We start from the raw sequence: 26,170 nt of genomic DNA, 5'->3' as shown, positions 1-26,170 counted from the left end.
CTTCAGCAGCTCCCACAGGTCTACACATTTGTCCGTAGGAGCTGCCGAAGGCTGCGATCTTTTGATCTTATGAACAAAAACGCCCCGATCATCGCTGATCGGGGCGTTTTTCATCGCGTTCGCGAGAGTTACGCCGCGATAGACAACTTGAGCTTGTTCATCGCGCTCTTCTCTAGCTGACGAATACGCTCGGCCGACACGTTGTACTTCTGCGCCAGGTCATGCAGCGTGGCTTTCTCTTCAGCCAACCAGCGCTGATAGAGAATGTCACGACTACGGTCGTCCAGCACTTCCAGCGCCTCGTGCAGGTTGTGGTTGGAGTTGTCACTCCAGTCAGCGTCCTCCAGTTGACGTGCCGGGTCGTACCGGTGGTCTTCCAGATAGTTGGCTGGCGACTGGAAAGCACTGTCGTCGTCTGCTTCGGCAGCCGGGTCGAAGGCCATGTCATGGCCGGTCAGTCGACTTTCCATCTCGCGCACTTCACGCGGTTCAACGCCGAGGCTTTCCGCCACGCGGTGAACTTCCTCGTTATTCAACCATGCCAGACGTTTCTTCTGGCCACGCAGGTTGAAGAACAGCTTGCGCTGGGCCTTGGTGGTCGCGACCTTCACGATGCGCCAGTTGCGCAGGATGAACTCGTGAATCTCAGCCTTGATCCAGTGCACGGCAAACGAAACCAGACGCACACCCATTTCCGGGTTGAAGCGCTTCACGGCCTTCATCAGGCCGACGTTGCCTTCCTGGATCAGGTCAGCCTGAGCCAGACCGTAGCCGGAATAGCTACGGGCAATGTGTACGACAAAACGCAGGTGGGCGAGCACCATCTGCCGAGCCGCCCCCAAATCCTGCTCATAATAGAGACTCTCGGCCAGTTCACGCTCCTGCTCCGGCGTCAGCAATGGAATGCTGTTCACCGTGTGCACATAGGCCTCCAGGTTCGCACCCGGGACCAGAGCATATGCAGGTTGCAAAGAATTGGTCATACGAAAAAACCTCCGTCTTACATAACTCGTGCAGTTCAGCACTGCGAAAATTGACCGGAAACCAAAGAATAAGTTCCCATAAACGCTGAAAGGTCAATACGAGCAAAATGATATTACTTCGGCGCAAGCTCCCGCAGGTGGCGTGCGACTGCAATCCATGCACCGATATACCCCAACAGCACCGCGCCAAGCAAGAGTGACAGACCATCGGCAACCGGTACCCCGGCCAAGGCAAAATCACTCCCGTACAAACCGGCCAGGCCGACCACCGCATCGTTCAGCCAGTCCAGGCCAAACGCCAACAAGCCCCACGAAAATATCCCTGCACCGAATCCATACAGCGCGCCCATGTACAGAAAGGGCCTGCGTACATAACTGTCAGTGCCGCCCACGAGTTTAATCACTTCTATCTCTGTGCGGCGGTTTTCAATATGAAGACGAATGGTATTGCCTATCACCAAAAGTAATGCAGAAACCAGCAGCACGGTCAGACCGAAGACAAAACGGTCGCCCAGCTTCAGGATCGCGGCCAAACGCTCGACCCAGACTAGATCAAGTTGCGCCTGCTGTACCTTGGGCAACTCGGAAAGTTTTTGTCTCAATGCTTCAAGAGCGGGCTTGTCGACCTCATTCGGAGTAACCAGTACCACGCCAGGCAGCGGGTTTTCCGGCAGCTCCTTGAGCGCGTCGCCCAAGCCGGACTGCTGCTGGAACTCTTCTAGCGCCTGGTCGCGGCCTACGTATTCAGCATCGGCGACGCCGGGGATAGCTTTTATCTGCTCACGCAATGCTTCCCCCTGCTCGGGGCTGGCGTCGAGTTGCAGGTAAAGGGAAATCTGCGCCGCACGCTGCCAGGAACCACCTAGACGCTCGACGTTACCGAGCAGAAGTGACAGCCCCATGGGCAGGCTCAGGGCGACCGCCATCACCATGCAGGTAAAGAAGCTGCCAATAGGCTGCTTGCCCAAACGACGCAGGCTGTCCATCAGACTGGCCCGATGGCTTTCAATCCAGGCATGGAACAGCGTGGCAAAATCGGGGCCGTCATCGTCGTCGCGTTTTTTCTTCTGCGGCTGCGGATCGGCGGCCTTCGGGGCAACGCGCTCGGAAACTTTGGGGCTGCGAGTCGCACTCATACGCCGGCCTCCCCGTCACCGATCAATCGACCGCGCTGCAGGGTCAGCATGCGGTGACGCATGCGGGCGATCAATGCCAGGTCGTGACTGGCGATCAGCACGCTGGTGCCGAGGCGATTGATGTCTTCAAATACCCCCATGATCTCTGCCGCCAGGCGCGGGTCGAGGTTACCGGTGGGTTCATCCGCCAGCAGCAAAGCCGGGCGATGGACGATGGCCCGGGCAATGCCGACGCGCTGTTGTTGACCGGTAGAGAGGTCGCCCGGGTACAGGTCGGTCTTGTCGGAAAGCGCCACACGCTCAAGGGCGGAGTCGACGCGCTTGACGATCTCGGCCTTCGACAAGCCGAGGATCTGCAGCGGCAAGGCAATGTTGTTGAACACCGTGCGATCGAACAGCAGCTGGTGATTCTGGAACACCACCCCGATCTGACGCCGCAGAAAGGGGATCTGCGCATTGCTGATGGTGGCCAGGTCCTGCCCGGCCAGCAGCAACTTGCCGGTAGTCGGGCGCTCCATGGCCAACAACAGCCGCAGCAATGTACTTTTACCGGCGCCGGAATGCCCGGTCACAAACAGGAACTCGCCCCGACGGACCCGAAAGCTCAGCTCGTGCAAGCCGACGTGACCGTTCGGATAGCGTTTACCGACCTGTTCGAAACGAATCATGAACGCTCCCGCTCGGCAAACAATGCCTGGACAAAGGGTTCTGCTTCAAAAGTGCGCAAGTCATCGATGCCTTCGCCGACGCCAATGTAGCGAATAGGCAAGCCGAACTGCTTGGCCAGGGCGAAAATCACCCCGCCCTTGGCCGTGCCATCGAGCTTGGTCAGCGCCAGCCCGGTCAATTCAACGGTCTGGTTGAATTGCTTGGCCTGGTTGATGGCGTTCTGGCCGGTCCCCGCGTCGAGCACCAGCAACACTTCGTGCGGCGCGTCCGCATCGAGCTTGCTGATCACCCGGCGAACCTTCTTCAGTTCTTCCATCAGGTTGTCTTTGGTATGCAGGCGCCCGGCCGTATCGGCTATCAATACATCGATGCCCCGGGCCTTCGCGGCCTGCACGGCGTCAAAGATAACCGATGCCGAGTCGGCGCCAGTGTGTTGGGCGATCACCGGGATCTTGTTGCGCTCGCCCCAGACCTGCAACTGCTCGACCGCAGCGGCGCGGAAGGTGTCACCGGCGGCCAGCATGACTTTCTTGCCTTCGAGCTGCAGCTTTTTGGCCAGCTTGCCAATGGTGGTGGTCTTGCCGGCTCCGTTGACGCCGACGACCAGAATGACAAACGGTTTGCTCTGCGAGGTGATTTTCAGCGGCTGCTCAACCGGCTTGAGCATCGCGGCCAACTCCGCCTGCAGCGATTTATACAGCGCAGCCGCATCGGCCAGCTCCTTGCGCGCGACCTTCTGGGTCAGGCGCTGGATGATCACCGAGGTAGCTTCGACGCCGACATCGGCTGTCAGCAGGCGGGTTTCGATGTCTTCGAGCAATTCGTCATCGATGAACTTCTTGCCCAGGAACAGGCTGGCCATGCCCTCGCCAATGCTGGCGCTAGTCTTGGACAAGCCCTGTTTGAGCCGGGCGAAGAAGCCCGCCTTGGATTCTTCGGTACGCACAGGCTCTGCAACAGGCTCAATGACGGCAACCGACGTCTCGACCACTGGCGCTGGTGCTGGCACCGCAGCTGGAACTGGAACTGGAACTGGAACTGGAACTGCAACTGCAACTGCAACTGCAACTGCAACAGGCTCAGGCTCAGGCTCAGGCTCAGTCAGCACCACGGGGGCGACAGGCGGCTCCACAAACAGTGCCTGAGCGGGCTCCGGCGCGACAACCGTCGGTGCCGGGATTGGCGGCGGCAGGTGCGGCGCCAGTTCATCCTCGACCAACGCCACCGGTTCTTCCGCGACGGGCAATTTTAACCAGGGTTCGGCGACCGGAACCGGAGTCGAGGGTTGCTCAGCCACGACTTCAGGTTCAGGCTCGACGATCGGCTGCAGCACCGGCTCGGCGATCGGCAGGACAATCGGCGAGGGTTCCTCATCCAGTACCGGCGCTGGAGCCGGCTCATTAAGTGGCTGTGGCTGTTCGACGACGGTTTCCTGCGGCTTTTTGCGCAGCCATCCGAACAGGCCTTTCTTCTCGCCAGCCGCAGCTGGGGTCTTCTTGTCGTCGTTGGAACCAAACATGGAGGACGGCTATCTCACGGTAGCGACGCGCCCACAGGCGCCTCGGCAAATAAATATTCAATGCTGAACAGACTGCAATAGATCGAGCTTGTTCACGCGCAACATTTTGTAGAGGTGTACGAGACACCTCAGGAAAACGATTTAACACAGGACTGATGCGGCAAAATCGGCGAAAAAGCAGAACTCTGCCAGTAAATGCCGAATTCCCGTCGCGAACCCATACAACCTGATCAAGCATCAAGGCCTGATAGGCGTGGCCGCCGCTAAAACGGATCAGTATCCTAGCACCCTCTCGCCCGCCGACGCTAAGACCAAGCGGGCCGCCCAACAGGTTTAAAAACGAATGAATGCTCTTGCCCGCCGCGCTGCAGGCCTGCTGCTCAGCACAGTTTGTCTGCCACTCTCAGCCTTGGCTGCCGATCCCCAACCCACCCACGAATTCACCCTGGACAACGGCCTCAAGGTCGTAGTGCGCGAAGACCATCGAGCGCCGGTGGTCGTTTCCCAGGTCTGGTACAAGGTCGGCTCCAGCTACGAGACCCCAGGCCAGACTGGCTTGTCCCATGCACTGGAACACATGATGTTCAAGGGCAGCGAAAAAATCGGCCCCGGTGAAGCCTCGTTGATCCTGCGCGACCTGGGCGCTGAAGAGAACGCATTCACCAGCGACGATTTCACAGCCTATTACCAGGTGCTGGCCCGTGATCGCCTCGGCGTCGCCTTCGAGCTTGAAGCCGACCGCATGGCCAGCCTGCGCCTGCCACCCGACGAGTTCGCCCGTGAAATCGAAGTCATCAAGGAAGAGCGCCGCTTGCGCACTGATGACAAGCCCATGTCCAAGGCCTATGAGCGCTTCAAAGCCATGGCCTACCCGGCCAGCGGCTACCACACGCCGACCATCGGCTGGATGGCCGACCTGGACCGCATGAAGGTCGAGGAGCTGCGCCATTGGTACCAATCCTGGTACGTGCCGAACAATGCCACCCTGGTGGTGGTCGGCGACGTCACTCCAGACGAGGTCAAGACCCTGGCCCAGCGCTATTTCGGCCCGATCCCCAAGCGTGACGTGCCTTCAGCCAAGCAGCCTCTGGAACTGGCCGAGCCCGGTGAACGGAAGATTACCCTGCACGTGCAGACCCAATTACCGAGCCTGATGCTGGGCTTCAATGTGCCGAGCATCGCCACGGCTGAAGACAAGCGCTCGGTCAACGCGCTGCGCCTCATCTCGGCCCTGCTGGACGGCGGCTACAGCGGCCGCATCCCGACCCAACTGGAACGCGGTGAAGAACTGGTGTCCGGCGGTTCGTCGAGCTATGACGCCTACACCCGTGGCGACAGCCTGTTCACCTTGTCGGCGACCCCCAACACCCAGAAAAACAAAACCATCGCCCAGGCCGAGGCCGGCTTGTGGAAACTGCTCGACCAGTTGAAAACCACCGCACCTGCCACTGAAGAGCTGGAGCGGGTGCGCGCACAGGTCATCGCCGGCCTGGTCTACGAGCGCGACTCGATAACCAGCCAGGCCACCTCCATTGGCCAGCTGGAAACGGTAGGCCTGTCGTGGAAACTGATGGACACCGAACTCGCCGACCTGGAAAGCGTGACCCCGCAAGACATCCAGAAGGCCGCCAAGCTGTATTTCACCCGCGAACGTCTCAGCGTCGCCCACGTACTGCCACAGGAGACGACTCATGAGTGAGCGTAAAAAACCGCGCCTGGCGCTGATCGGCCTCGTCGTTGTCGCGCTGATCGGCTCCGCGACCGTCTACCTGCTGCGGCCCGACGACTCGACAGCCAGCGAGGCCCTCGACAAGGCCAAGTCCAGCCAGAAGCTGCAATCCCTGGCCGAGCTCGATGGCAAGGCGCCGAGCCACCGCTCCCTGGATGTGCAGACCTGGAACACCGCCGAAGGCGCCAAAGTGCTGTTCGTCGAAGCTCGCGAGCTGCCGATGTTCGACCTGCGCCTGATTTTCGCCGCCGGCAGCAGTCAGGACGGCGACGCGCCCGGCCTCGCCCTGCTGACCAATGCCATGCTCAACGAAGGCGTTGCAGGCAAGGACGTCGGCGCTATCGCCCAGGGTTTTGAAGGCCTGGGCGCCGACTTTGGCAATGGTGCGTTCAAGGACATGGCGCTCGCCTCGCTGCGCAGCCTCAGCGCCGCGGATAAACGCGCGCCGGCCCTGGAACTGTTTTCCGAAGTGGTGGGCAAACCGACCTTTCCCGCCGACTCCTTTGCGCGCATCAAGAACCAGATGCTCGCCGGCTTCGAATACCAGAAGCAGAACCCCGGCAAACTTGCAGGCCTGGAGCTGATGACCCGTCTTTACGGCGACCACCCCTACGCCCACTCGAGCGACGGCACGGCGAAAACCGTTCCTGCAATTACCTTGGCGCAACTCAAGGCCTTCCATGAGAAAGCCTATGCCGCTGGCAACGTGGTCATTGCCCTGGTCGGAGACCTGTCTCGCGCCGATGCCGAGGCCATTGCCGCGCAAGTGTCCAGCGCCCTGCCAAAAGGCCCGGCACTGGCGAAAATCGCGCAACCGGTAGAGCCCCAGGCCAGCATCGGCCACATCGAGTTCCCATCCAAGCAGACCAACCTGATGCTCGCGCAGCTGGGCATCGACCGTGAAGATCCGGACTATGCCGCATTGTCCATGGGCAACCAGATTCTCGGCGGTGGCGGTTTTGGTACTCGGTTGATGACCGAAGTCCGGGAGAAACGCGGCCTGGCTTACGGCGTCTACTCCGGCTTCACGCCCATGCAGGCGCGCGGCCCATTCATGATCAACCTGCAGACCCGCGCCGAAATGAGCGAAGGAACCTTGAAACTGGTGCAGGATGTCCTCGCCGACTACCTCAAGACAGGTCCGACCCAGAAAGAACTCGACGACGCCAAGCGCGAACTGGCCGGAAGCTTCCCGCTGTCGACGGCCAGTAATGCCGATATAGTTGGCCAACTGGGCGCCATGGGGTTCTACAACCTGCCGCTGAGTTACCTGGACGATTTCATGCGCCAGTCGCAAAGCCTGACCGTCGAGCAGGTCAAGGCTGCATTGAACAAACACCTGAGCACGGACAAAATGGTCATCGTCAGCGCTGGCCCGACCGTGCCGCAAAAGCCGTTACCGGCCCCTACTGATAAACCTGCCGAGCAACCGCTCGGGGTTCCGGAGCATTAATGGCCAGTTCTCGCCCTAAAAAACCTGTTCACAACGTGCATAACGGCGTGAATCAATTGCGCATCATCGGCGGCGAATGGGGCAGCCGAAAGCTGAGCTTCCCCGACGCACCAGGCTTGCGCCCGACGCCGGACCGGGTGCGTGAAACCCTGTTCAACTGGCTCGCGCCTTACGTCGCCGGGGCGAAAGTGTTCGACCCCTTCGCCGGCAGCGGCGCGCTGTTCCTCGAGGCATTGTCCCGAGGCGCCGCCATGGGCCAGGCGCTCGACGCCAGCAACATTGCCGTGTCGAGCATCAAGGAGCACCTGGGCACGCTGCGTTGCACCACCGGGCAAATCCAGACGGCCGACGCCTTGCGTTACCTGGAAACCCAGGCCGCCGTGGCCTACGACCTGGTATTCCTCGACCCGCCGTTCAACCAGAACCTGTTGCCAACCGTGTGCACCCTGCTTGAAGAGCGCCAGTGGCTGGCCGACGAGGCCTGGATCTACACCGAGAGCGAAAACGCGCCATCGAGCCTTGGCTTGCCAGGCAACTGGCGCCTGCATCGGGAGCAGAAATCCGGGCGGGTGTACTACGCGTTGTGGCAACGTATGGCACAGATCGCGGGTTAATCGACCCGCCTGAAAAGGTGCCTGCCTCAATAGAGGCAAGCGCCGCCGCCTCGAGAGTAATCGTGTCCCCTCCGTCAGAACGCTTCACCCCCGCCTTCGGCCTTGGCAACCCGCACTTGCAAACATTGTGGGGACCGCTGTGGCGTAAAACCACCCACATTGAACGCGAGCGCGAGCGCCTGTGGCTTGAGGATGGGGACTTTCTTGACCTCGACTGGCATGGCCCGCAGGGCCCCGACACCCCCTTGGTGCTGGTTTTGCACGGGCTGACCGGCTCTTCGAATTCACCTTATGTCGCGGGCGTGCAAAAGGTGCTGGCGGCCCGGGGCTGGGCCAGCGTCGCACTGAACTGGCGCGGTTGCTCGGGGGAACCGAACCTGTTGCCGCGCAGTTACCATTCCGGCGCCAGCGAAGACCTGGCCGAAACCCTCAAGCACCTGCGCGCCAGGCGGCCACTCGCTCCGTTGTACGCAGTTGGTTACTCCCTGGGCGGTAATGTGTTGCTCAAATACCTGGGTGAAAGTGGCCGTGACAGTGGCTTGCAGGGTGCGGTGGCGGTATCGGTGCCCTTTCGCCTGGATCAATGTGCAGATCGCATCGGCCAGGGTTTTTCAAGGGTCTATCAGGCGCATTTCATGCGCGAGATGCTGGCCTACATCAAGAACAAGCAACGCCAGTTCCAGCATGACGGGCGCGAAGATGGGCTGGCGTCCCTGGCGGCCTTGGGCTCTCTGGAGAACATGCGCACTTTCTGGGACTTCGATGGCCGGGTGACCGCTCCACTGCACGGCTATGCCGATGCTGAAGATTATTATCGCCGAGCGTCGAGCCGTTATTTCCTTGGGCAGATCCAAACGCCAACGCTGATGATCCAGGCGGCTGACGATCCATTCGTATTCCCGCACAGTCTGCCCCGAGCCGACGAGTTATCGGCGTGCATCCAGTTCGAATTGCACGCCGCAGGTGGGCATGTCGGGTTTGTCGAGGGTTCGATGAGGCAGCCGGGATACTACCTGGAGCGGCGCATCCCAGCGTGGCTGGCAAATCCCCTGTAGGAGCGAGCTTGCTCGCGAAAAACCCGAGAGCGCTGCGGGGTGCCTGATTTCCAGCGTTATCGTTCACCTCCATCGCGAGCAAGCTCGCTCCTGCAGGTACTGGATTATTCGCCCCTGGCGACGCCTCGCGCAGGATCATTGATCCACTCGCTCCAAGACCCCGCATACAACGCCCCCAACGGATAACCCGCCAGGCACAGGGCGAACAGGTTATGGCACGCAGTCACCCCGGAGCCGCAATAGGCCACCAGTTCCGTCGGCGAACGGTCTGCCAGTTTCGCCGCAAAGCGCTGCTTTAACTGATCAGCCGGCAAGAATCGCCCGTCGCCGCCCAGGTTATCGGTGAACGCTGCGCATTGCGCCCCGGGAATATGCCCCGCTACCGGATCGATCGGCTCCACTTCGCCCTTGAAACGGACCAGGGCACGAGCATCGAGCAAGGTCATGGCCGGCTGGTCGAGACGCTGCTGCAATTGTTCGCTGCTCAGCACCAACGAGGCGTCCGGTTCACCGGTGAAGGTGCTGCGCTCTTTGCCGGGCGCATCCAGGCTCAGTGGCAAGCCGGCGGCATGCCAGGCCTTGAGTCCGCCATCAAGGATGAACACGCCGTCACGCTTGCCCAGCCAGGCCAGCAACCACCAGGCCCGCGCCGCGAACGCACCAGGACCGTCGTCATACAGAACCACTTCACTGTCGGGATTGATGCCCCATGCCTGCAGGCGTTCAATCAGGTCGTCGGGGTTTGGCAATGGATGTCGACCGGTCACGCCCCTGACGACGGTCCCGCTTAAATCCCGCTCCAGGTCGGCAAAACTCGACCCGGCGATATGGCCCTCCGAGTAACTGCGCTGTCCGTAGTCCGGATCTTCCAGGGCAAAACGACAATCCAGGATCACCAGCCCCGGCTGCTCCTTCTTCAGGTCCAACGCTTGCGGGCTGATCAACTGCGCAATAGGCATAACGGGCTCCTGTGATTAAAGCGGTTCTGATTCCTCATGCGCTTCTTCAAGCGCCTGACCCAGCGGCACATAAAATTCTTCATACAGCGCATTGACCTCATCACGCGCCTGATCCGTGACGAAGCCCGCCTCCAGCACCAGCACCTGATACACCCCACGCTTGACGGCTTGCTCACTCAAGTGATTGGAATTTTCCCGCGTCGTGCAGAGAAAACGCACCCAGGAGGTCAGGATAATCCAGGCGTTGAGGGTCAGGGACTCGATCTGCACCTTGTCCATGCGCAGGATCCCGGCCTCGACGAAGCCGGCGTAGATATGCGTGCCATGGATCAGGCAGCGCTGGGAAAAGCGTCGGTAGCGCCCGGCCAGCTCCGGATCGCTGTCGAGCAGGTGCTCGAGGTCACGATGCAGGAAGCGATACCGCCACATGGCTGCCAGCAGTTCCTTGAGGTAGAAACGCTTGTCTTCCACCGTGGAGGCGCGGCCCTGGGGTGGACGCAGGAAGCTGTCCACCAGGCTTTCGTACTCACTGAAGAGCACGGCAATGATCGCCTGCTTGTTAGGGAAGTGGTAGTAGAGGTTGCCCGGAGAAATCTCCATATGGGCAGCAATGTGGTTAGTGCTAATGCTGCGTTCGCCTTGCTGGTTAAACAGCTCGAGGCTGTTCTGCACGATGCGCTCGCTGGTTTTTATTCGAGGGGCCATGGCTTGAGCTTTAATTCAGGAATGCGATGGAGAGCATCTTACGGCCTATCCGCAACCGGATAAAACAAAGCTGCACCAGGATGTCAGTTGACTTTATAGAGCATAGACTCTAGAAAGTTATCCAGTAAAATAAAAATCCGGAGCTGACCATGACCGCTGACGTCGCCTACCTGCAAAACCTGCAGCAGCCGTTGGAAGAACTACGCAGCCTGTTTGATGCTCAACGCGCTGCGTACGCTGCCAACCCGATGCCTCCTGCAGCTCAGCGTCAGCAATGGCTCAAAGCGTTAAGGGATTTGCTCAGCACTGAGCGCCAGGCCCTGATCGACGCTATCAGCCAGGATTTCAGCCACCGCAGCGCCGATGAAACCCTGCTCGCTGAACTGATGCCCAGCCTGCATGGCATCCATTACGCGAGCCAGCACCTGAAAGGCTGGATGAAGCCCTCGCGACGCAAAGTCGGAGTTGCGTTCCAGCCTGCTTCAGCCAAAGTCGTGTACCAGCCTTTGGGCGTGGTCGGCGTGATCGTGCCGTGGAACTATCCGCTGTACCTGGCCATTGGGCCTCTGGTTGGCGCGTTGTCGGCGGGTAACCGGGTGATGCTCAAACTCAGCGAATCCACGCCAGCCACCGGATTGCTGCTAAAGGAACTGCTGGGACGGATTTTCCCCCAGGATCTGGTCTGCGTCGTGCTCGGTGAAGCTGATATTGGCGTAGCATTTTCCCGGCTGCGTTTTGACCATCTGCTGTTCACCGGCGCCACCAGTATCGGCAAGCACGTGATGCGCGCGGCAGCTGAGAACCTGACGCCAGTCACCCTGGAACTGGGCGGAAAATCCCCCGCGATCGTGTCCCACGATGTGCCGCTCAAAGACGCCGCCGAGCGCATCGCCTTTGGCAAGACGCTAAACGCCGGGCAAACCTGCGTGGCCCCCGACTACGTGCTGGTGCCGCACGACCGTGTCGGTGGCTTCGTTGAAGCCTATCGCCAGGCCGTTCGCGGGTTTTATCCGACACTGGCAGACAACCCGGACTACACCGCCATCATCAATGACCGCCAACTGGCGCGCCTCAACGGCTACATCAGCGACGCTACCAGCAAGGGCGCGCTGCTGATACCGCTGTTCGAGCAGGGTCAGGGACGCCGCATGAGCCATAGCCTGTTGCTCAACGTCAGCGATGACATGACCGTGATGCAGGACGAAATCTTCGGCCCGCTGCTGCCGATCGTGCCCTATACGGACCTGGCGCAAGCATTTGCCTACATCAACCAGCGCCCCCGTCCGCTCGCCCTGTATTACTTCGGCTACAACAAGGGCGAACAGCAGCGCGTTCTCCATGAAACCCACTCCGGCGGTGTCTGCCTCAATGACACCCTGCTGCACGTCGCACAGGACGACATGCCGTTTGGCGGCATCGGCGCATCCGGCATGGGCCATTACCACGGCCACGAGGGTTTTCTGACGTTCAGCAAAGCCAAGGGCGTTTTGATCAAGCAGCGCTTCAATGCGGCGAAGCTGATCTATCCGCCTTATGGCAAAGCCATCCAGAAGCTCATCCAGAAGCTGTTCATCCGCTAAACATCATCGCCGGGTAATAACAATAATGAATCCCAGCCTGTCCGATACACCCGCGCTGTCACGTCGCGGCCTGCTGAAATTCAGCTTGGGCGCCACGGCTTTCCTTGCCACGGCCGGTTTGGGCGCAAGCCTCAGCGGCTGCTCCTCAAGTACGCCGGCCAGCGGTTTCGCAATACTGCGCCGAGGGGACCTGCTGTTTTTGCGAGCACTGATTCCAGTGATGCTTGATGGCGCGGTGGCTACCGAGCAAATGCCGCACGCCGTCGATAGCACCCTAAAAAATCTGGACAACGGCCTCAATCATCTCTCGCCGCAGATGCTCAAGCTGACCCAGCAGTTGTTCGACGTGCTCGGCTTGACCGTCACTCGCGGCCCGCTGACCGGCGTTTGGGGCAGTTGGGAGAATGCCAGCGCCGATGAAGTCCGGCAGTTCCTTGATCGCTGGGAAAACAGTTCGTTAAGCCTGCTGCGCATGGGCCATAGCTCACTGCTGCAGCTGGTGATGATGGCTTGGTATAGCCGGCAAGAGTCGTGGGCACATTGCGGGTATCCGGGCCCGCCTGCTGTCTGAGACCGAGGCGAGCCCATCGCGAGCAGGCCCACTCCTACATGTATCGCGCAATCCTGTGGGAGCGGGCTTGCCCGCGATGGCGTCAGCCGATTCACCACAAAATCAAAACAATAACGAGAACCCGAACATGCCCGTACCTGATCCGTTCCGTGAAGGCCTGGCCCGCGGCTGGAAAACCTACAACGGCTCGCAACTGACCGAGGACCTGACCCTGGAAGCCGACGTGGCAATCATCGGCAGCGGCGCCGGCGGCGGCACCACGGCAGAAATCCTCAGCGCCGCCGGATTCAAGGTGTTGCTGATCGAAGAAGGTCCCCTCAAGACCAGCAGCGACTTCAAGATGCTCGAAGACCAGGCCTACGCCAGCCTCTATCAGGAAGGCATCGGCCGCATGAGCAAGGACGGCGCCATCACCATACTGCAAGGGCGCGCGGTGGGCGGCACCACGCTGATCAACTGGACATCGAGCTTTCGCACCCCGCCCCCGACGCTCGAACACTGGGCCCGGGAACATGACGTAAAAGGCCACAGCCCTGCCGACATGGCGCCGTGGTTCGAGAAAATGGAGCAGCGGCTCGGGGTCGCCCCCTGGATGGTACCGCCCAACGCCAATAACGATGTAATCCGCAAAGGCTGCGAAAAACTGGGCTACAGCTGGCACGTGATTCCGCGCAACGTTCGTGGCTGCTGGAACCTGGGTTACTGCGGCATGGGCTGTCCGACCAATGCCAAGCAGTCAATGCTGGTGACGACCATTCCCGCCACCCTGGAAAAAGGCGGTGAATTGCTCTATCTGGCTCGCGCTGAAAAGCTCTCGATCAAGGACGACAAGGTCATCGGCCTGAGCTGTGTCGCGATGGATGAGCGCTGCGTTGCGCCCACGGGCAGGACGATCACGGTCAAGGCGCGACATTACGTACTGGCCGGGGGCGCAATCAACAGCCCGGCGCTACTGCTGCGCTCCGCGGCCCCCGATCCGCACAAGCGCCTGGGCAAACGCACGTTCCTGCATTTGGTGAACATGTCTGCCGCCCTGTTCGATGAGGTGATCAACCCGTTCTACGGCGCTCCGCAGTCGATCTACTCCGATCACTTCCAGTGGCAGGACGGTACCAGCGGCAAGATGTCCTACAAACTGGAAGTACCACCGCTGCACCCGGCGCTCGCCACCACGCTGCTGGGCGGCTTCGGCGAAGAGAATTCCCGACACATGGAGAATTTGCCGCACACCCACGCCATGTTGGCGCTGCTACGTGACGGCTTTCACCCGGATAGTCCCGGCGGCAGCGTCGAATTGCGCGGTGACGACACCCCGGTGCTCGACTATCAGGTTTCTGCCTATGCCTGGGACGGCTTGCGCCGGGCGTTCCACAGCATGGCCGAAATCCAGTTTGCCGGTGGCGCCAATGCAGTGATGCCGATGCATGCTGATGCTCGCCACGTCAAAACCCTGGCCGAAGCGCGCACGCTGATCGACAGTTTGAGCCTGGAGCTCTACCGCACCCGCCTGGGCAGTGCCCATGTGATGGGCGGTTGCGCCATGGGCGAAGAGCCGAAAAACGCCGTGACCGACAGCCTCGGCCGTCATCACCAGATCAGCAACCTGTCGATCCATGATGGCTCGCTATTCCCCACCAGCATTGGTGCAAACCCTCAATTATCGGTGTACGGACTGACCGCGCAACTGGCCACCGCGCTCGCCGACCGTTTAAAAAATCCGTGAAAACGAGGAATATTCCCATCGTCTATAGTGCTTTCTTACCCAACAGGCGACTTGGCCGACCGGGAATGCTGCGATACCATCCGACTCCCCAACGGACTCCCGCCAGGACGACGCGATGAACCGAGTGTTGTACCCAGGTACCTTCGACCCTATTACCAAGGGCCATGGCGATCTGGTCGAACGCGCCTCGCGCCTGTTCGATCACGTGATCATTGCCGTCGCCGCCAGCCCGAAGAAAAACCCCTTGTTTCCCCTGGAACAACGGGTGGAGCTGGCTCGCGAGGTCACCAAGCATCTGCCGAACGTGGAAGTGGTCGGTTTCTCGACGCTGCTGGCGCATTTCGCCAAAGAGAAAAACGCCAACGTCTTTCTCCGTGGATTGCGCGCAGTGTCGGACTTCGAATACGAATTTCAGCTGGCCAACATGAACCGTCAGCTTGCACCGGATGTGGAAAGCCTGTTTCTCACTCCATCCGAGCGATACTCGTTCATCTCCTCGACGCTGGTCCGTGAAATTGCGGCCCTGGGCGGCGATATCACCAAATTCGTGCACCCTGCGGTGGCGGATGCCCTGACCGAACGCTTCAAGAAATAACGCAGGCTGCAGGAGCCAGCTTGCTGGCGATGAACGCTAACGAAGACGCGGGCTGCCTGGGTAAATTGGGCGCTCTGCCGTCCATCGCGAGCAAGCTGGCTCCTGCAGAACGTCGCGTTCGCGTGCACTGCGCTCGCCAATACGGCACAATTGCGCGCATTGGTTTATAGCGCCCGGGTCTTCCACCCTGGCTGGAGTTAGCATGTCCCTGATCATCACCGACGATTGCATCAACTGCGACGTCTGCGAGCCCGAGTGCCCGAACGCCGCCATCTCCCAAGGCGAAGAGATCTATGTGATCGACCCCAACCTGTGCACGCAGTGCGTCGGCCACTACGACGAGCCACAGTGCCAGCAAGTATGCCCGGTGGATTGCATTCCGCTGGATGAGGCACATCCGGAAACTGAAGAGCAGTTGATGGCGAAGTATCGGGTGATTACCGGTAAGGTCTGATTTCTGGAGTGTTGCAACTGGCCTCACTCCCGCTGCTCAAACCCCTCCCCAATGCACCCCAGGCACCGCACAAACGCTGCCCGCGCCGGGTCCACCACCAGCGCCTGCCCCGCATCCCCAATGCCGCCGCCCAGCGCGGTGAAGGGAAGCGACACCACAAACGCCCCTGCACCGATCACCGTCGCCACCACCAGCAAGGGTCGGGCGATCAGCAAGTCGCCGATCATGGCGTAGGCCGGGGGATTCTGGATGGTGTAGCGCGGGTCGCCGCTGCCATTGCTGGCTGCCAGCACCGGCGCTGCAACGCTCAATAACAACACGACGACTAGGGTTCGAAACGAATTCATGGCACGGTCCTTCGGCTGAGCAGTGAACACAGACTATAGCCCGTAGGGCCAGTCAACTTTGACAACGAGGGCAAAAGACACTCGCACGCTGCCCCAGCTTTACTTCTCGCAACCCGGTTCCGCAGACCTTGCAGTGCTCGCCACCACGGCCGTAGACAAACAATTCCTGCTGAAAATAACCCGGCTGCCCGTCACCGCCGATAAAGTCGCGCAAGGTGGTGCCGCCGCGCTCGATGGCGTGGATCAGGATGCGCTTGATCTCGATGGCCAGTTTCAGATAGCGCGTCCGGGAAATGCTCTTGGCCTCGCGGCGCGGGTCGATTCCGGCGGCGAACAGTGCCTCGGTCGCATAGATATTGCCCACCCCCACCACCACTGCGTTATCCATGATGAACGGCTTGACCGCCATGGATCGCCCACGGGACTGTTGAAACAGGCGCTCGCCGTCGAACAGCTCGGTCAACGGTTCCGGCCCCAGGCGTACCAGCAGCTCGTGATTGAGCGGGTCAAGGCTCCAGAGCATGGCGCCGAACCGACGCGGATCGGTGTAGCGCAGGGCCAGGCCTGATTCCAGCTCGATGTCCACGTGCTCATGCTTGGCCGCCGGGGTGCCGGCCTCCACCAGGCGCAAATTGCCGGACATGCCCAGGTGGCTGATCAAGGTGCCTACTTCGGCATTGATCAGCAGGTACTTGGCGCGCCGCTCCACCAGCACGATGCGCTGCCCGGACAGGCGCACGTCGAGGTCTTCGGGTATCGGCCAGCGCAGGCGTCGATCACGCACAATCACCCGGCTGACGCGCTGGCCTTCAAGGTGTGGCGCGATCCCGCGGCGAGTTGTTTCAACTTCTGGCAGTTCAGGCATGGCGCACTCGAATCAGGACTGGGTCAGAGAGGGATCAGCACTCAGCGATGATTGCCGAGGTCGCGAATGGTTTGCTTGAGGGTCTCGAAGTCGTAGTCCGAGAGGCCGACATAATCGAGCACCAGGTGACTGATGCTGTTCCACTCATGGTCGATTTTCTGATTGCCCAGCACCCGATACGACGCGCAGATGTGTTCGGCCATCTTGAGGATCGCCAGCAGGTTCTTCAACTGACTGTTGCGTGACGAGTCATCGCTGAAGATCGCCAGGGCATTGTGGTGGTTGGCGATCGCATGGGATACATGCTCCGGCAGACGCCAGGACTTCGCCGTGTAGTAGCCGACCACCGCATGGTTGGTGTTGAACCGGCTGTTTTCCGTATCGACCACCCGACATTCCGCACTGGCGTTGGCGTAGGCCTCCTCCAGCACACCCATGTAGTCGGGGAAACGCTGCAGCATCAGCGGCACACCGCAATCGTGAAACAGACCCAGGGCATAGGCTTCGTCGCCCGCCTGTCCGCCGAGGCGCTTGGCCAGGGTCAGGCACGTCATCGCCACGTCCTGGGCGGTGTCCCAGAATCGGTTCAAGGTGACGATGGTGTCGTCGTTCATCTCGCCCTTGATCGACATCGCATTGATCAGGTTGATGACCGAACGGCTACCCAGCAGATTCACCGCACGCTGGATCGAGGCGATCTTGTTGCTCAGGCCGTAATACGGCGAGTTGACGATCTTCAACAGTGAACCGGACAGGCCCGGGTCTTGGGAGATCAGCTTGGCGATCACCTCCAGGTCCGGGTCCGGCATGTACTGCTCCATTTGCAAATCCACCATGATCTGCGGCTGGGCCGGCACGCTAATGCCTTGCAGGGTCTGTTGAATCTGTTCGGTGGTCAGCTCTTGGGACATAAGTACGCGCTCTGGGACAGGCGGCAATTCTAACCTTTATGAAGTTGGATCCGACACACCAGCGGGCACATCGGAGGAACTTTCATCCACGTCCCGGCTTCGGACTGAGTAATGCCCACGGGCAAACATGTACTCACCTCAGGAGCTGTAATCATGTCTCATTCCCTGAACGGCAAGCGTGTCGCGATTCTGGTAACCGATGGTTTCGAGCAGGTTGAACTCACAGGTCCGAAACAGGCTCTGGAGGACGCCGGCGTTCAAGTCGATATCCTGTCGGCCGAGCAAGGCCAGGTCAAAGGCTGGAATCACGACGAGCCCGCGGATGATTTCAAGGTCGACGGCACGTTCAAGGGTGCCAGCGCCGACCATTACGACGCCATTGTGCTGCCGGGCGGTGTGCAGAACTCCGACACCATCCGCATCGACCAGGACGCCCAGCATCTGGTCAAGACCGGCACTTCGGCGGGCAAGCCTATCGCGGTGATTTGCCATGGCGGCTGGTTGCTGGTGTCTGCCGGACTGGTCAGCGGCAAGACCATGACCAGCTACAAGACGCTCAGGGACGATCTGGTGAATGCCGGGGCCAATTGGGTCGACAAGGAAGTGGTCAAGGACGGTAACCTGATCAGCAGCCGGCAGCCGGATGATATTCCGGCGTTCAATCGGGAGTTGATTGCTGCGCTTTCCGAGTATTAGTTCGAGGCCGCCTTCGCGGGCAAGCCCGCTCCCACAGGGATCTGCTGTGCATGCATAATTTGCATTCGGCACCAAAGCGCTGTGGGAGCCGGCGTTTCATCACCTGCAAGCCCGCCACCACCCCCAACACGCTATACTCCCGCTCTTTTTTCCGGAGCGACGTCATGTCCCTGCCTAGCCTGCGCCTCAAAGCCAACGCCGACCGTCGCCTGCGAAACGGCCACCTGTGGGTCTACAGCAACGAAATCGATGTAGCCGCCACACCGTTGCACGGCTTCAAGGCCGGCGATCAGGCGATCCTCGAAGCCGCCGGTGGCAAGACGCTGGGCATCGTTGCCATGAGCCCGAACAACCTCATCTGCGCCCGCCTGCTGTCGCGCGACATCAAGTTGCCGCTGGACAAGTCGTTGCTGGTGCACCGCCTCAACGTTGCCCTATCGCTGCGCGATCGCCTGTTCGACAAGCCGTTCTATCGCCTGGTCTACGGTGATTCCGACCTGCTGCCAGGCCTGGTCGTCGACCGTTTCGGCGACATCCTGGTGGTACAGATCGCCTCGGCGACCATGGAAGCGCACAAGGAAGACGTGATCGCCGCACTGACCCAAGTGCTCAAGCCAAGCGGCATTCTGTTCAAGAACGACTCCGCCGCCCGTGATGCCGAAGGCCTCAACCGCTACGTTGAAACCGTGTTTGGCCTGGTGCCTGAGTGGGTTGCACTGGAGGAGAACGGCGTGAAATTCGAAGCGCCGGTCATTCAAGGCCAGAAAACCGGCTGGTTCTATGACCACCGCATGAACCGTGCTCGCCTGGCGCCTTATGCCAAGGGCAAACGCGTACTCGACCTCTATAGCTACATTGGCGGCTGGGGCGTGCAAGCAGCGGCCTTCGGCGCCAGTGAAGTCTTCTGCGTCGACGCTTCGGCCTTCGCCCTCGATGGTGTCGAGCGCAACGCCGCGCTGAACGGCGTCGCCGAGAAGATGACCTGCCTTGAAGGCGATGTGTTTGATGCCCTTAAAGAACTCAAAGCCAGCGAAGAACGTTTCGACGTGATCGTGGCCGACCCGCCGGCGTTCATCAAACGCAAGAAAGACATGAAAAATGGCGAAGGCGCCTACCGCCGCCTGAACGAACAAGCCATGCGCCTGTTGACCAAGGACGGCATCCTGGTCAGCGCTTCGTGCTCGATGCACCTGCCGGAAGACGACCTGCAGAACATCCTGCTGACCAGCGCCCGTCACCTGGACCGTAACATCCAGCTGCTGGAACGCGGCGGCCAGGGTCCGGATCACCCGGTGCACCCGGCAATTGCCGAGACGCGCTACATCAAGAGCATCACCTGCCGGTTGCTGCCAAACAGCTAAACACTATCTGTAGGAGCGAGCTCGCTCACGATGGTCGTCAACGATGACGCTGGCAGCCTGACACCCCGCGGCGTCCTCTGGTTTTTCGCGAGCGAGCTCGCTCCTACAGGGAATTGCGTCAGAGTTTTCGGCCGCGACATACAGGAAGTTGCGTCATGGTGTGCGGCCGCGACATACAGGAAGTTGCGTCATGGTGTGCGGCCGCGACATACCCGGCTGTTGTAGGAGCGAGCTCGCTCGCGATGGTCGTCAACGATGACGCTGGCAGCCTGACACCCCGCGGCGTCCTCTGGTTTTTCGCGAGCGAGCTCGCTCCTACAGGGAATTGCGTCAGAGTTTTCGGCCGCGACATACAGGAAGTTGCGTCATGGTGTGCGGCCGCGACATACAGGAAGTTGCGTCATGGTGTGCGGCCGCGACATACCCGGCTGTTGTAGGAGCGAGCTCGCTCGCGATGGTCGTCAACGATGACGCTGGCAGCCTGACACCCCGCGGCGTCCTCTGGTTTTTCGCGAGCGAGCTCGCTCCTACAATGGCCGTGACATATCCAGAACTACTGTCATGGCGACAACCGCCACTCGTGCATCTACCGTTTCCCTTCCATCCCGGAAGAGGACAACGGAATGTCCAACACGCCAAAAGCCCATTGTTTAAGAATCGGCCGCTACTCTGAACCCGGCCGTATCTATCTGCTGACTGCGGTTACTCATCGACGACAATCGGATTTCAAGGATTGGCGTATGGGTCGCTTGCTGGTAAGCGAGTTCAGACGAGCCCAGGAAGACAGTAAGGCCACTTCCTTGGCCTGGGTTGTCATGCCTGATCACTTCCACTGGCTGGTCGAACTGCACAGCGGTGATTTGCCAAAACTGATGCAGACGACCAAATCGCGCAGCGCGAGAGCCATCAATCAGGCGCGAGGGGGTTCTGCGACCGTATGGCAAAAGGGCTACTTCGATCGGGCGCTTCGCCGAGAGGAAGATCTCAAAGCCATGGCCAGATACATTGTTGCCAATCCATTGCGAGCAGGGTTAGTCGCACGTATCGGTGACTACCCTCTCTGGGACGCCATCTGGATCTGAACCCCGCCCACTGTAGGAGCGAGCTCGCTCACGATGGTCGTCAACGATGACGCTGGCAGCCTGACACCCCGCGGCGTCCTCTGGTTTTTCGCGAGCGAGCTCGCTCCTACAGGGTGGCCGCACGTCTCGTGAGCGCGGCCAGTGCGCGTTCTGGCATTCCCTCTCGCCGCCAGCCGTGTAGAATCGCCTCATTCATCGCCAGTCATCCCCCGGCGGGTTTATGAGCTCAAGCTGAAGCGCGCGGCGATCCCGCAAAGTTATCGGCAACTTCCGGACACACGGCCATTTCTGAGTGTTCCAGACGTCAATAGAAGCTCACTTCCCCTTTGATACCTGATTAGCCGCCCGGAGTGCTTCATGCCTGATTACCGCTCGAAAACATCCACCCACGGCCGCAACATGGCCGGCGCCCGCGCACTGTGGCGCGCCACGGGGATGAAAGATGACGACTTCAAAAAGCCGATCATCGCCATTGCCAACTCCTTCACCCAGTTCGTACCGGGCCACGTCCACCTCAAGGACCTGGGCCAACTGGTCGCCCGTGAAATCGAACGCGCTGGCGGCGTGGCAAAAGAATTCAACACCATCGCCGTGGATGACGGCATCGCCATGGGCCATGACGGCATGCTGTATTCGCTGCCGAGCCGCGAGATCATCGCCGACTCCGTCGAGTACATGGTCAACGCCCACTGCGCCGATGCCATCGTCTGCATTTCCAACTGCGACAAGATCACCCCTGGCATGCTGATGGCCTCCCTGCGCCTGAACATCCCGGTGATTTTCGTTTCTGGCGGCCCGATGGAAGCCGGCAAGACCAAACTCGCCTCCCATGGCCTCGACCTGGTCGATGCTATGGTGATCGCCGCCGACTCCAGCGCTTCTGACGAGAAAGTCGCTGAGTACGAGCGCAGCGCCTGCCCGACCTGCGGTTCGTGCTCCGGCATGTTCACCGCCAACTCGATGAACTGCCTGGTCGAAGCCCTCGGCCTGGCGTTGCCGGGTAACGGTTCGACCCTGGCGACCCACAGCGACCGCGAACAGCTGTTCCTGCAGGCCGGCCGCACCATCGTCGAGCTGTGCAAGCGTTACTACGGCGAGAACGATGAGTCGGTACTGCCGCGCAACATCGCCAACTTCAAGGCGTTCGAAAACGCCATGACCCTGGACATCGCCATGGGCGGTTCCACCAACACCATCCTGCACTTGCTGGCCGCCGCCCAGGAAGCCGAGATGGAGTTCGACTTGCGCGACATCGACCGCCTGTCCCGATTCGTGCCGCAACTGTGCAAAGTCGCACCGAACATCCAGAAGTACCACATGGAAGACGTGCACCGCGCCGGCGGGATCTTCAGCATCCTCGGCTCGCTGGCCCGTGGCGGCCTGTTGCACACCGACCTGCCGACCGTGCACAGCAAAACCCTGGCCGAAGGCATCGCCAAGTGGGACATCACCCAGACCGACGATGAAGCCGTGCATCACTTCTTCAAAGCCGGCCCGGCGGGCATCCCGACGCAAACCGCATTCAGCCAGTCGACCCGTTGGGAAACCCTGGACGACGACCGTGAAAACGGCTGCATCCGCAGTGTTGAGCATGCGTATTCGAAAGAAGGCGGCCTGGCCGTTCTGTACGGCAACATCGCGCTGGACGGCTGCGTGGTGAAAACCGCCGGCGTCGATGAATCGATCCACGTGTTTGAAGGCAATGCGAAGATCTTCGAGAGCCAGGACAGCGCCGTACGCGGCATCCTCGCTGACGAAGTGAAGGCCGGCGACATCGTGATCATCCGTTACGAAGGCCCCAAAGGCGGCCCGGGCATGCAGGAAATGCTCTACCCGACGTCGTACCTGAAATCCAAAGGCCTGGGCAAAGCCTGTGCCCTGCTCACCGACGGTCGTTTCTCCGGCGGCACCTCGGGCCTGTCCATCGGCCACGCTTCGCCGGAAGCGGCAGCCGGTGGTGCGATTGGTCTGGTGCAGGACGGCGACAAGGTGCTGATCGACATTCCGAACCGTTCGATCAACCTGTTGATCAGCGATGAAGAAATGGCCGGCCGGCGTGCCGAGCAGGATCAGAAAGGCTGGAAGCCTGTGGAAAAACGTCCACGCAAGGTGACCACTGCCCTGAAGGCCTATGCCCTGCTGGCAACCAGCGCCGACAAGGGCGCGGTGCGTAACAAGGCGATGCTCGACGGGCTGTAAGGCTTAACCGTCGAACAAAACAATGCCCCGCCAAGCGCGGGGCATTTTTGTTTCAGAAGATCCCCCGTAGGAGCTGCCGGAGGCTGCGATCTTTTGATCTTTCTTGGACGCGACCTCTGAAGATCAAAAGATCGCAGCCTTCGGCAGCTCCTACAGGGATCGACAACTCTGGGATTATTGGATTTCTTCAGGCTTCACGATCACCCAGTTCTTGTCTGCCGTCACCGGCAATCCTTCCTTGGCCTGGGCCGCTGCATGCTTGGCCATCATGCCGTTTATCTGGGTCATGTATTTGTCCTTGCGGTTGATCCACAGGTGAATGCCACCCTTGGCCACGTCAACGCTGTGGAACAGCATGTAGCCGTCGCTGGTCGGGGTATCGCCACCCACCAGCACCGGTTTTTTCCACTCGTCAATGTAGGTCAGGATCGCCGCCTGCTTGCCCGCCATCCAAGTCGCCGGGGTCCACAGGTACGGGGTCAACTCCAGGCCCAGGTTGGCCTTCTCGTCATACTTGCCGGCAGTAATCTGCTTGCGTGCAGTGGTCAGTTCGCCGGTCTTGGTGTCCTTGAGCAGCAGGCTCACGCCGATCACGTTCTGCGGCTTGACGTTGTAGCCGTACTGCGGATCTGACGCCACCATGCGCACCAGCTCTTCCGATGCGGCAGTCATCACGTAGACCTCGATGCCGTTTTCCATCAGCTTGTTATAGAGCTCTTTTTGCCCAGTGAAGATTTTCGGCGGGTTAACGTCGAGTTTCTTCACCACGTCGCCTTCGTAGTAAGTGGCTGGCACGGGTTTGCCTGATGCCATCAACTCATCGACATAACCCTTGAGCTCTTTGAGCGTAAACCCGGAAAACACCTGCGCGACCCATGGATAGCAGACCATGTCGTCGAGTTCGCAAAGGCGATAGTAATAACTGAAGAGGCTTTCCTTGTGCTCGGCGGTGTCTTTGAACGGAATCAGCTTCAGGGAGGGATCAAGCTTCTCGCGGGTGATCAGGCCTTTGTTCTCCATGAACGGCAGCAACGACTCTTCCAGGTCATAGCGGTAACTGGTGTTGTCCATGTCAAACACCGCGTAGTTACCCTTGTTGGCGTTGGCCGCGATCATCGCGTCCAACGCCTTGGCCTGATCGGCTGGCCAATGTTTCAGATCCGTGGCGAAGGCCTGGCCAGCAAGGCCCAGGCAGAGTGCTGCGAGCAAAAATTTCGGAGCAAGCTTCATCGTAGTTCTCCCTGATTCAAAGAGCTCGACGCTATCAAATAAGTGTGACATTCCCCGCCCGCCTGCGACCGTTCACGTCTCCATTGCGCCAACTGCATTCCCGGAAGCGACATGCGCTTATTCCGAAAACGACAGTTATCATGCGTTTTTGATATTAATTCATTAGTTTTCAAGCTGTTAGGCTTGCCGGTTCGCAGCTGCCCCGCAAGGCAGCGGGCACAAGTCTTTCTCGGAGTTTTCATGAATCTGCCGCTGATCCTCAATCTGCTGGTGTTCCTGGCCTTGCTGTTCGGCTTGGCACAAACCCGCCACTCCAACTGGAGCCTGGCGAAAAAGGTCCTGCTTGCGCTGGTACTGGGCGTGGCGTTTGGCGTAGCTCTGCACACCATTTATGGCGCGGGCAACCCGGTGCTGAAGGCGTCGATCGGCTGGTTCGACCTGGTGGGTAACGGTTACGTACAACTGCTGCAGATGATCGTGATCCCGCTGGTGTTCGCCTCCATCCTCAGCGCAGTGGCGCGGCTGCATAACGCCTCGTCACTGGGCAAAATAAGCTTCCTGACCATTGGTACGCTGCTGTTCACCACGGCCATCGCCGCGCTTGTCGGTATCGGCCTCACCAACCTGTTCGGCCTGACCGCTGAGGGCCTGGTCGCAGGCACCCAGGAAATGGCCCGCCTGCAGACCATCCAGACCGACTACGCCGGTAAGGTCGCCGACCTGAATGTGCCGCAGTTGCTGCTGTCGTTCATCCCGCAAAACCCGTTCGCTGACCTCGCGCGCGCCAAGCCGACGTCGATCATCAGCGTGGTGATCTTCGCGGCCTTCCTAGGGGTTGCGGCCTTGCAACTGCTCAAGGATGACGTCGAGAAAGGTCAGAAAGTGATCAACGCTATCGACACCCTGCAAGCCTGGGTAATGCGCCTGGTGCGTCTGGTCATGAAGTTGACCCCCTACGGCGTGTTGGCCCTGATGACCAAGGTGGTCGCCGGTTCCAACCTGCAAGACATCATCAAGCTGGGCAGTTTTGTGGTGGTGTCCTACATCGGCCTGGGCTTGATGTTTGTGGTGCATGGCGTGCTGGTGTCGGCGGCCGGGATCAACCCGCTGCGTTTCTTCCGCAAGATCTGGCCGGTGCTGACGTTTGCCTTCACAAGCCGCTCGAGCGCCGCGACCATTCCGCTGAGCATCGAAGCCCAGACCAGCCGCCTGGGTATCCCACAGTCCATCGCCAGCTTCGCCGCCTCGTTTGGCGCGACCATCGGCCAGAATGGCTGTGCCGGCCTGTACCCGGCAATGCTGGCGGTGATGGTTGCACCGACCGTGGGCATCAACCCGCTGGACCCGCTATGGATCGCGACGTTGGTGGCGATTGTTACCTTGAGTTCGGCTGGGGTGGCCGGCGTCGGCGGTGGCGCGACCTTTGCCGCGCTGATCGTGTTGCCGGCAATGGGCTTGCCAGTGTCACTGGTGGCTTTGCTGATTTCGGTTGAGCCGCTGATCGACATGGGCCGCACCGCGTTGAACGTGAGCGGTTCGATTGCAGCTGGTGCGGTGACCAGCCAGATCATGCAGCAGACGGATAAGCAGTTGCTGGACGCGGATGAGCATGCGGAGTTGGCGCACGCTTAAGTTCTTTAGCGTCTGATCTGGCCTCATCGCCAGCAGGCTGGCTCCCACAGGGATTTTGGGTGTTCACACAATCTGTGTTTCACCTCAAACCCACTGTGGGAG

At 60.2% G+C, this 26,170-nt stretch carries 24 protein-coding genes; 14 read left to right on the top strand and 10 right to left on the bottom strand.

Features of this window, described 5'->3' with window-relative positions:
• Positions 1 to 128 precede the first annotated feature (128 nt).
• From rpoH to ftsY, 4 genes are all read right to left on the bottom strand, one after another.
• Positions 129 to 983 carry an RNA polymerase sigma factor RpoH gene (rpoH, locus tag AAEZ09_RS07095; protein ID WP_045059814.1) on the bottom strand — a complete coding sequence of 285 codons (855 nt, stop codon included), beginning with the start codon at positions 981 to 983 and terminating at the stop codon, positions 129 to 131.
• 113 nt (positions 984 to 1,096) lie between these two features.
• The gene (gene ftsX / locus AAEZ09_RS07090; protein WP_045059813.1) at positions 1,097 to 2,119 is read right to left on the bottom strand and encodes a permease-like cell division protein FtsX; all 1,023 of its coding nucleotides are present in this window, start codon (positions 2,117 to 2,119) and stop codon (positions 1,097 to 1,099) included.
• Positions 2,116 to 2,787 (bottom strand): cell division ATP-binding protein FtsE, encoded by a 672-nt coding sequence (ftsE, locus tag AAEZ09_RS07085; protein ID WP_045059812.1) that lies wholly within the window; start codon positions 2,785 to 2,787, stop codon positions 2,116 to 2,118. The genes ftsX and ftsE overlap by 4 nt, the downstream gene beginning before the upstream one ends.
• Positions 2,784 to 4,307, bottom strand: a complete 1,524-nt coding sequence (gene ftsY / locus AAEZ09_RS07080) for a signal recognition particle-docking protein FtsY (protein ID WP_350598811.1) — start codon at positions 4,305 to 4,307, stop codon at positions 2,784 to 2,786. The genes ftsE and ftsY overlap by 4 nt, the downstream gene beginning before the upstream one ends.
• 343 nt (positions 4,308 to 4,650) lie before the next feature.
• Here ftsY and AAEZ09_RS07075 point away from each other — a divergent pair, with 343 nt between their 5' ends.
• The 4 genes from AAEZ09_RS07075 (at position 4,651) to AAEZ09_RS07060 (ending at position 9,158) form a co-directional block, all read left to right on the top strand.
• Complete coding sequence (locus AAEZ09_RS07075) at positions 4,651 to 6,006, top strand: M16 family metallopeptidase (RefSeq protein WP_045059810.1); 1,356 nt, start codon at positions 4,651 to 4,653, stop codon at positions 6,004 to 6,006.
• A complete protein-coding gene (locus AAEZ09_RS07070; RefSeq protein WP_045059809.1) occupies positions 5,999 to 7,489 on the top strand; it encodes a M16 family metallopeptidase in 1,491 nt (496 codons plus the stop codon). The genes AAEZ09_RS07075 and AAEZ09_RS07070 overlap by 8 nt, the downstream gene beginning before the upstream one ends.
• The gene (gene rsmD, locus AAEZ09_RS07065; protein ID WP_045059808.1) at positions 7,489 to 8,103 is read left to right on the top strand and encodes a 16S rRNA (guanine(966)-N(2))-methyltransferase RsmD; all 615 of its coding nucleotides are present in this window, start codon (positions 7,489 to 7,491) and stop codon (positions 8,101 to 8,103) included. Before AAEZ09_RS07070 ends, rsmD begins: the two co-directional genes overlap by 1 nt.
• Positions 8,104 to 8,165: 62 nt before the next feature.
• On the top strand, positions 8,166 to 9,158 hold the full coding sequence (locus tag AAEZ09_RS07060; protein WP_350598809.1) for a hydrolase: 993 nt from the start codon (positions 8,166 to 8,168) through the stop codon (positions 9,156 to 9,158).
• 104 nt (positions 9,159 to 9,262) lie between these two features.
• On the opposite strand, the gene AAEZ09_RS07055 is transcribed toward AAEZ09_RS07060, so the two are convergent.
• Together AAEZ09_RS07055 and AAEZ09_RS07050 are read right to left on the bottom strand one after the other, a co-directional pair.
• The gene (locus AAEZ09_RS07055) at positions 9,263 to 10,117 is read right to left on the bottom strand and encodes a sulfurtransferase (protein WP_350598807.1); all 855 of its coding nucleotides are present in this window, start codon (positions 10,115 to 10,117) and stop codon (positions 9,263 to 9,265) included.
• Positions 10,118 to 10,132: 15 nt separating this feature from the next.
• Positions 10,133 to 10,822: a TetR/AcrR family transcriptional regulator gene (locus AAEZ09_RS07050; RefSeq protein WP_045059805.1), complete on the bottom strand. Its 690-nt coding sequence runs from the start codon at positions 10,820 to 10,822 to the stop codon at positions 10,133 to 10,135.
• 149 nt (positions 10,823 to 10,971) lie between these two features.
• Here AAEZ09_RS07050 and AAEZ09_RS07045 point away from each other — a divergent pair, with 149 nt between their 5' ends.
• From AAEZ09_RS07045 to AAEZ09_RS07025, 5 genes are all read left to right on the top strand, one after another.
• On the top strand, positions 10,972 to 12,402 hold the full coding sequence (locus AAEZ09_RS07045) for a coniferyl aldehyde dehydrogenase (protein WP_350598805.1): 1,431 nt from the start codon (positions 10,972 to 10,974) through the stop codon (positions 12,400 to 12,402).
• A gap of 25 nt (positions 12,403 to 12,427) precedes the next feature.
• On the top strand, positions 12,428 to 12,973 hold the full coding sequence (locus AAEZ09_RS07040; RefSeq protein WP_045059803.1) for a hypothetical protein: 546 nt from the start codon (positions 12,428 to 12,430) through the stop codon (positions 12,971 to 12,973).
• A gap of 127 nt (positions 12,974 to 13,100) precedes the next feature.
• On the top strand, positions 13,101 to 14,696 hold the full coding sequence (locus AAEZ09_RS07035; protein WP_205892045.1) for a GMC family oxidoreductase: 1,596 nt from the start codon (positions 13,101 to 13,103) through the stop codon (positions 14,694 to 14,696).
• A gap of 115 nt (positions 14,697 to 14,811) precedes the next feature.
• A complete protein-coding gene (gene coaD, locus AAEZ09_RS07030; protein ID WP_045059801.1) occupies positions 14,812 to 15,291 on the top strand; it encodes a pantetheine-phosphate adenylyltransferase in 480 nt (159 codons plus the stop codon).
• A 202-nt stretch (positions 15,292 to 15,493) separates the two neighbouring features.
• Positions 15,494 to 15,745 (top strand): YfhL family 4Fe-4S dicluster ferredoxin, encoded by a 252-nt coding sequence (locus AAEZ09_RS07025; RefSeq protein WP_028621174.1) that lies wholly within the window; start codon positions 15,494 to 15,496, stop codon positions 15,743 to 15,745.
• A gap of 23 nt (positions 15,746 to 15,768) precedes the next feature.
• Here the strand turns inward: AAEZ09_RS07025 and AAEZ09_RS07020 are convergent, their stop codons facing one another.
• From AAEZ09_RS07020 to AAEZ09_RS07010, 3 genes are read right to left on the bottom strand one after another with little or no spacing between them, the layout of a single operon-like run.
• A complete protein-coding gene (locus tag AAEZ09_RS07020) occupies positions 15,769 to 16,092 on the bottom strand; it encodes a hypothetical protein (RefSeq protein WP_045059800.1) in 324 nt (107 codons plus the stop codon).
• A gap of 52 nt (positions 16,093 to 16,144) precedes the next feature.
• Positions 16,145 to 16,957, bottom strand: a complete 813-nt coding sequence (gene mutM, locus AAEZ09_RS07015; protein WP_350598802.1) for a bifunctional DNA-formamidopyrimidine glycosylase/DNA-(apurinic or apyrimidinic site) lyase — start codon at positions 16,955 to 16,957, stop codon at positions 16,145 to 16,147.
• 41 nt (positions 16,958 to 16,998) lie between these two features.
• The gene (locus AAEZ09_RS07010; RefSeq protein ID WP_177328558.1) at positions 16,999 to 17,814 is read right to left on the bottom strand and encodes an HDOD domain-containing protein; all 816 of its coding nucleotides are present in this window, start codon (positions 17,812 to 17,814) and stop codon (positions 16,999 to 17,001) included.
• Positions 17,815 to 18,021: 207 nt separating this feature from the next.
• Here AAEZ09_RS07010 and AAEZ09_RS07005 point away from each other — a divergent pair, with 207 nt between their 5' ends.
• The 4 genes from AAEZ09_RS07005 to ilvD all read left to right on the top strand — a co-directional run bounded on the left by AAEZ09_RS07005 (position 18,022) and on the right by ilvD (position 23,206).
• On the top strand, positions 18,022 to 18,564 hold the full coding sequence (locus tag AAEZ09_RS07005) for a type 1 glutamine amidotransferase domain-containing protein (RefSeq protein ID WP_350598800.1): 543 nt from the start codon (positions 18,022 to 18,024) through the stop codon (positions 18,562 to 18,564).
• A gap of 164 nt (positions 18,565 to 18,728) precedes the next feature.
• On the top strand, positions 18,729 to 19,925 hold the full coding sequence (locus tag AAEZ09_RS07000; protein ID WP_122841123.1) for a class I SAM-dependent rRNA methyltransferase: 1,197 nt from the start codon (positions 18,729 to 18,731) through the stop codon (positions 19,923 to 19,925).
• Positions 19,926 to 20,548: 623 nt separating this feature from the next.
• Entirely contained in the window at positions 20,549 to 21,007 is a 459-nt protein-coding gene (locus AAEZ09_RS06980) for an REP-associated tyrosine transposase (protein WP_350598798.1), read from the top strand.
• Between the two features lie 357 nt (positions 21,008 to 21,364).
• Positions 21,365 to 23,206, top strand: coding sequence for a dihydroxy-acid dehydratase (ilvD, locus tag AAEZ09_RS06975; RefSeq protein WP_045059795.1), 1,842 nt, complete (start codon positions 21,365 to 21,367; stop codon positions 23,204 to 23,206).
• A 174-nt stretch (positions 23,207 to 23,380) separates the two neighbouring features.
• Here the strand turns inward: ilvD and AAEZ09_RS06970 are convergent, their stop codons facing one another.
• Complete coding sequence (locus AAEZ09_RS06970; protein ID WP_350598797.1) at positions 23,381 to 24,436, bottom strand: HAD family hydrolase; 1,056 nt, start codon at positions 24,434 to 24,436, stop codon at positions 23,381 to 23,383.
• Between the two features lie 240 nt (positions 24,437 to 24,676).
• Between AAEZ09_RS06970 and AAEZ09_RS06965 the strand changes: the two genes are divergently transcribed.
• A complete protein-coding gene (locus tag AAEZ09_RS06965) occupies positions 24,677 to 26,068 on the top strand; it encodes an L-cystine transporter (RefSeq protein WP_350598796.1) in 1,392 nt (463 codons plus the stop codon).
• Positions 26,069 to 26,170: the final 102 nt, after the last annotated feature.

This window comes from Pseudomonas sp. 65/3-MNA-CIBAN-0223, assembly GCF_040310425.1.
In the GTDB taxonomy this organism is placed as follows: Bacteria; Pseudomonadota; Gammaproteobacteria; order Pseudomonadales; family Pseudomonadaceae; genus Aquipseudomonas; species Aquipseudomonas gregormendelii.
This window is presented reverse-complemented; position numbering and strand designations above follow the sequence as displayed.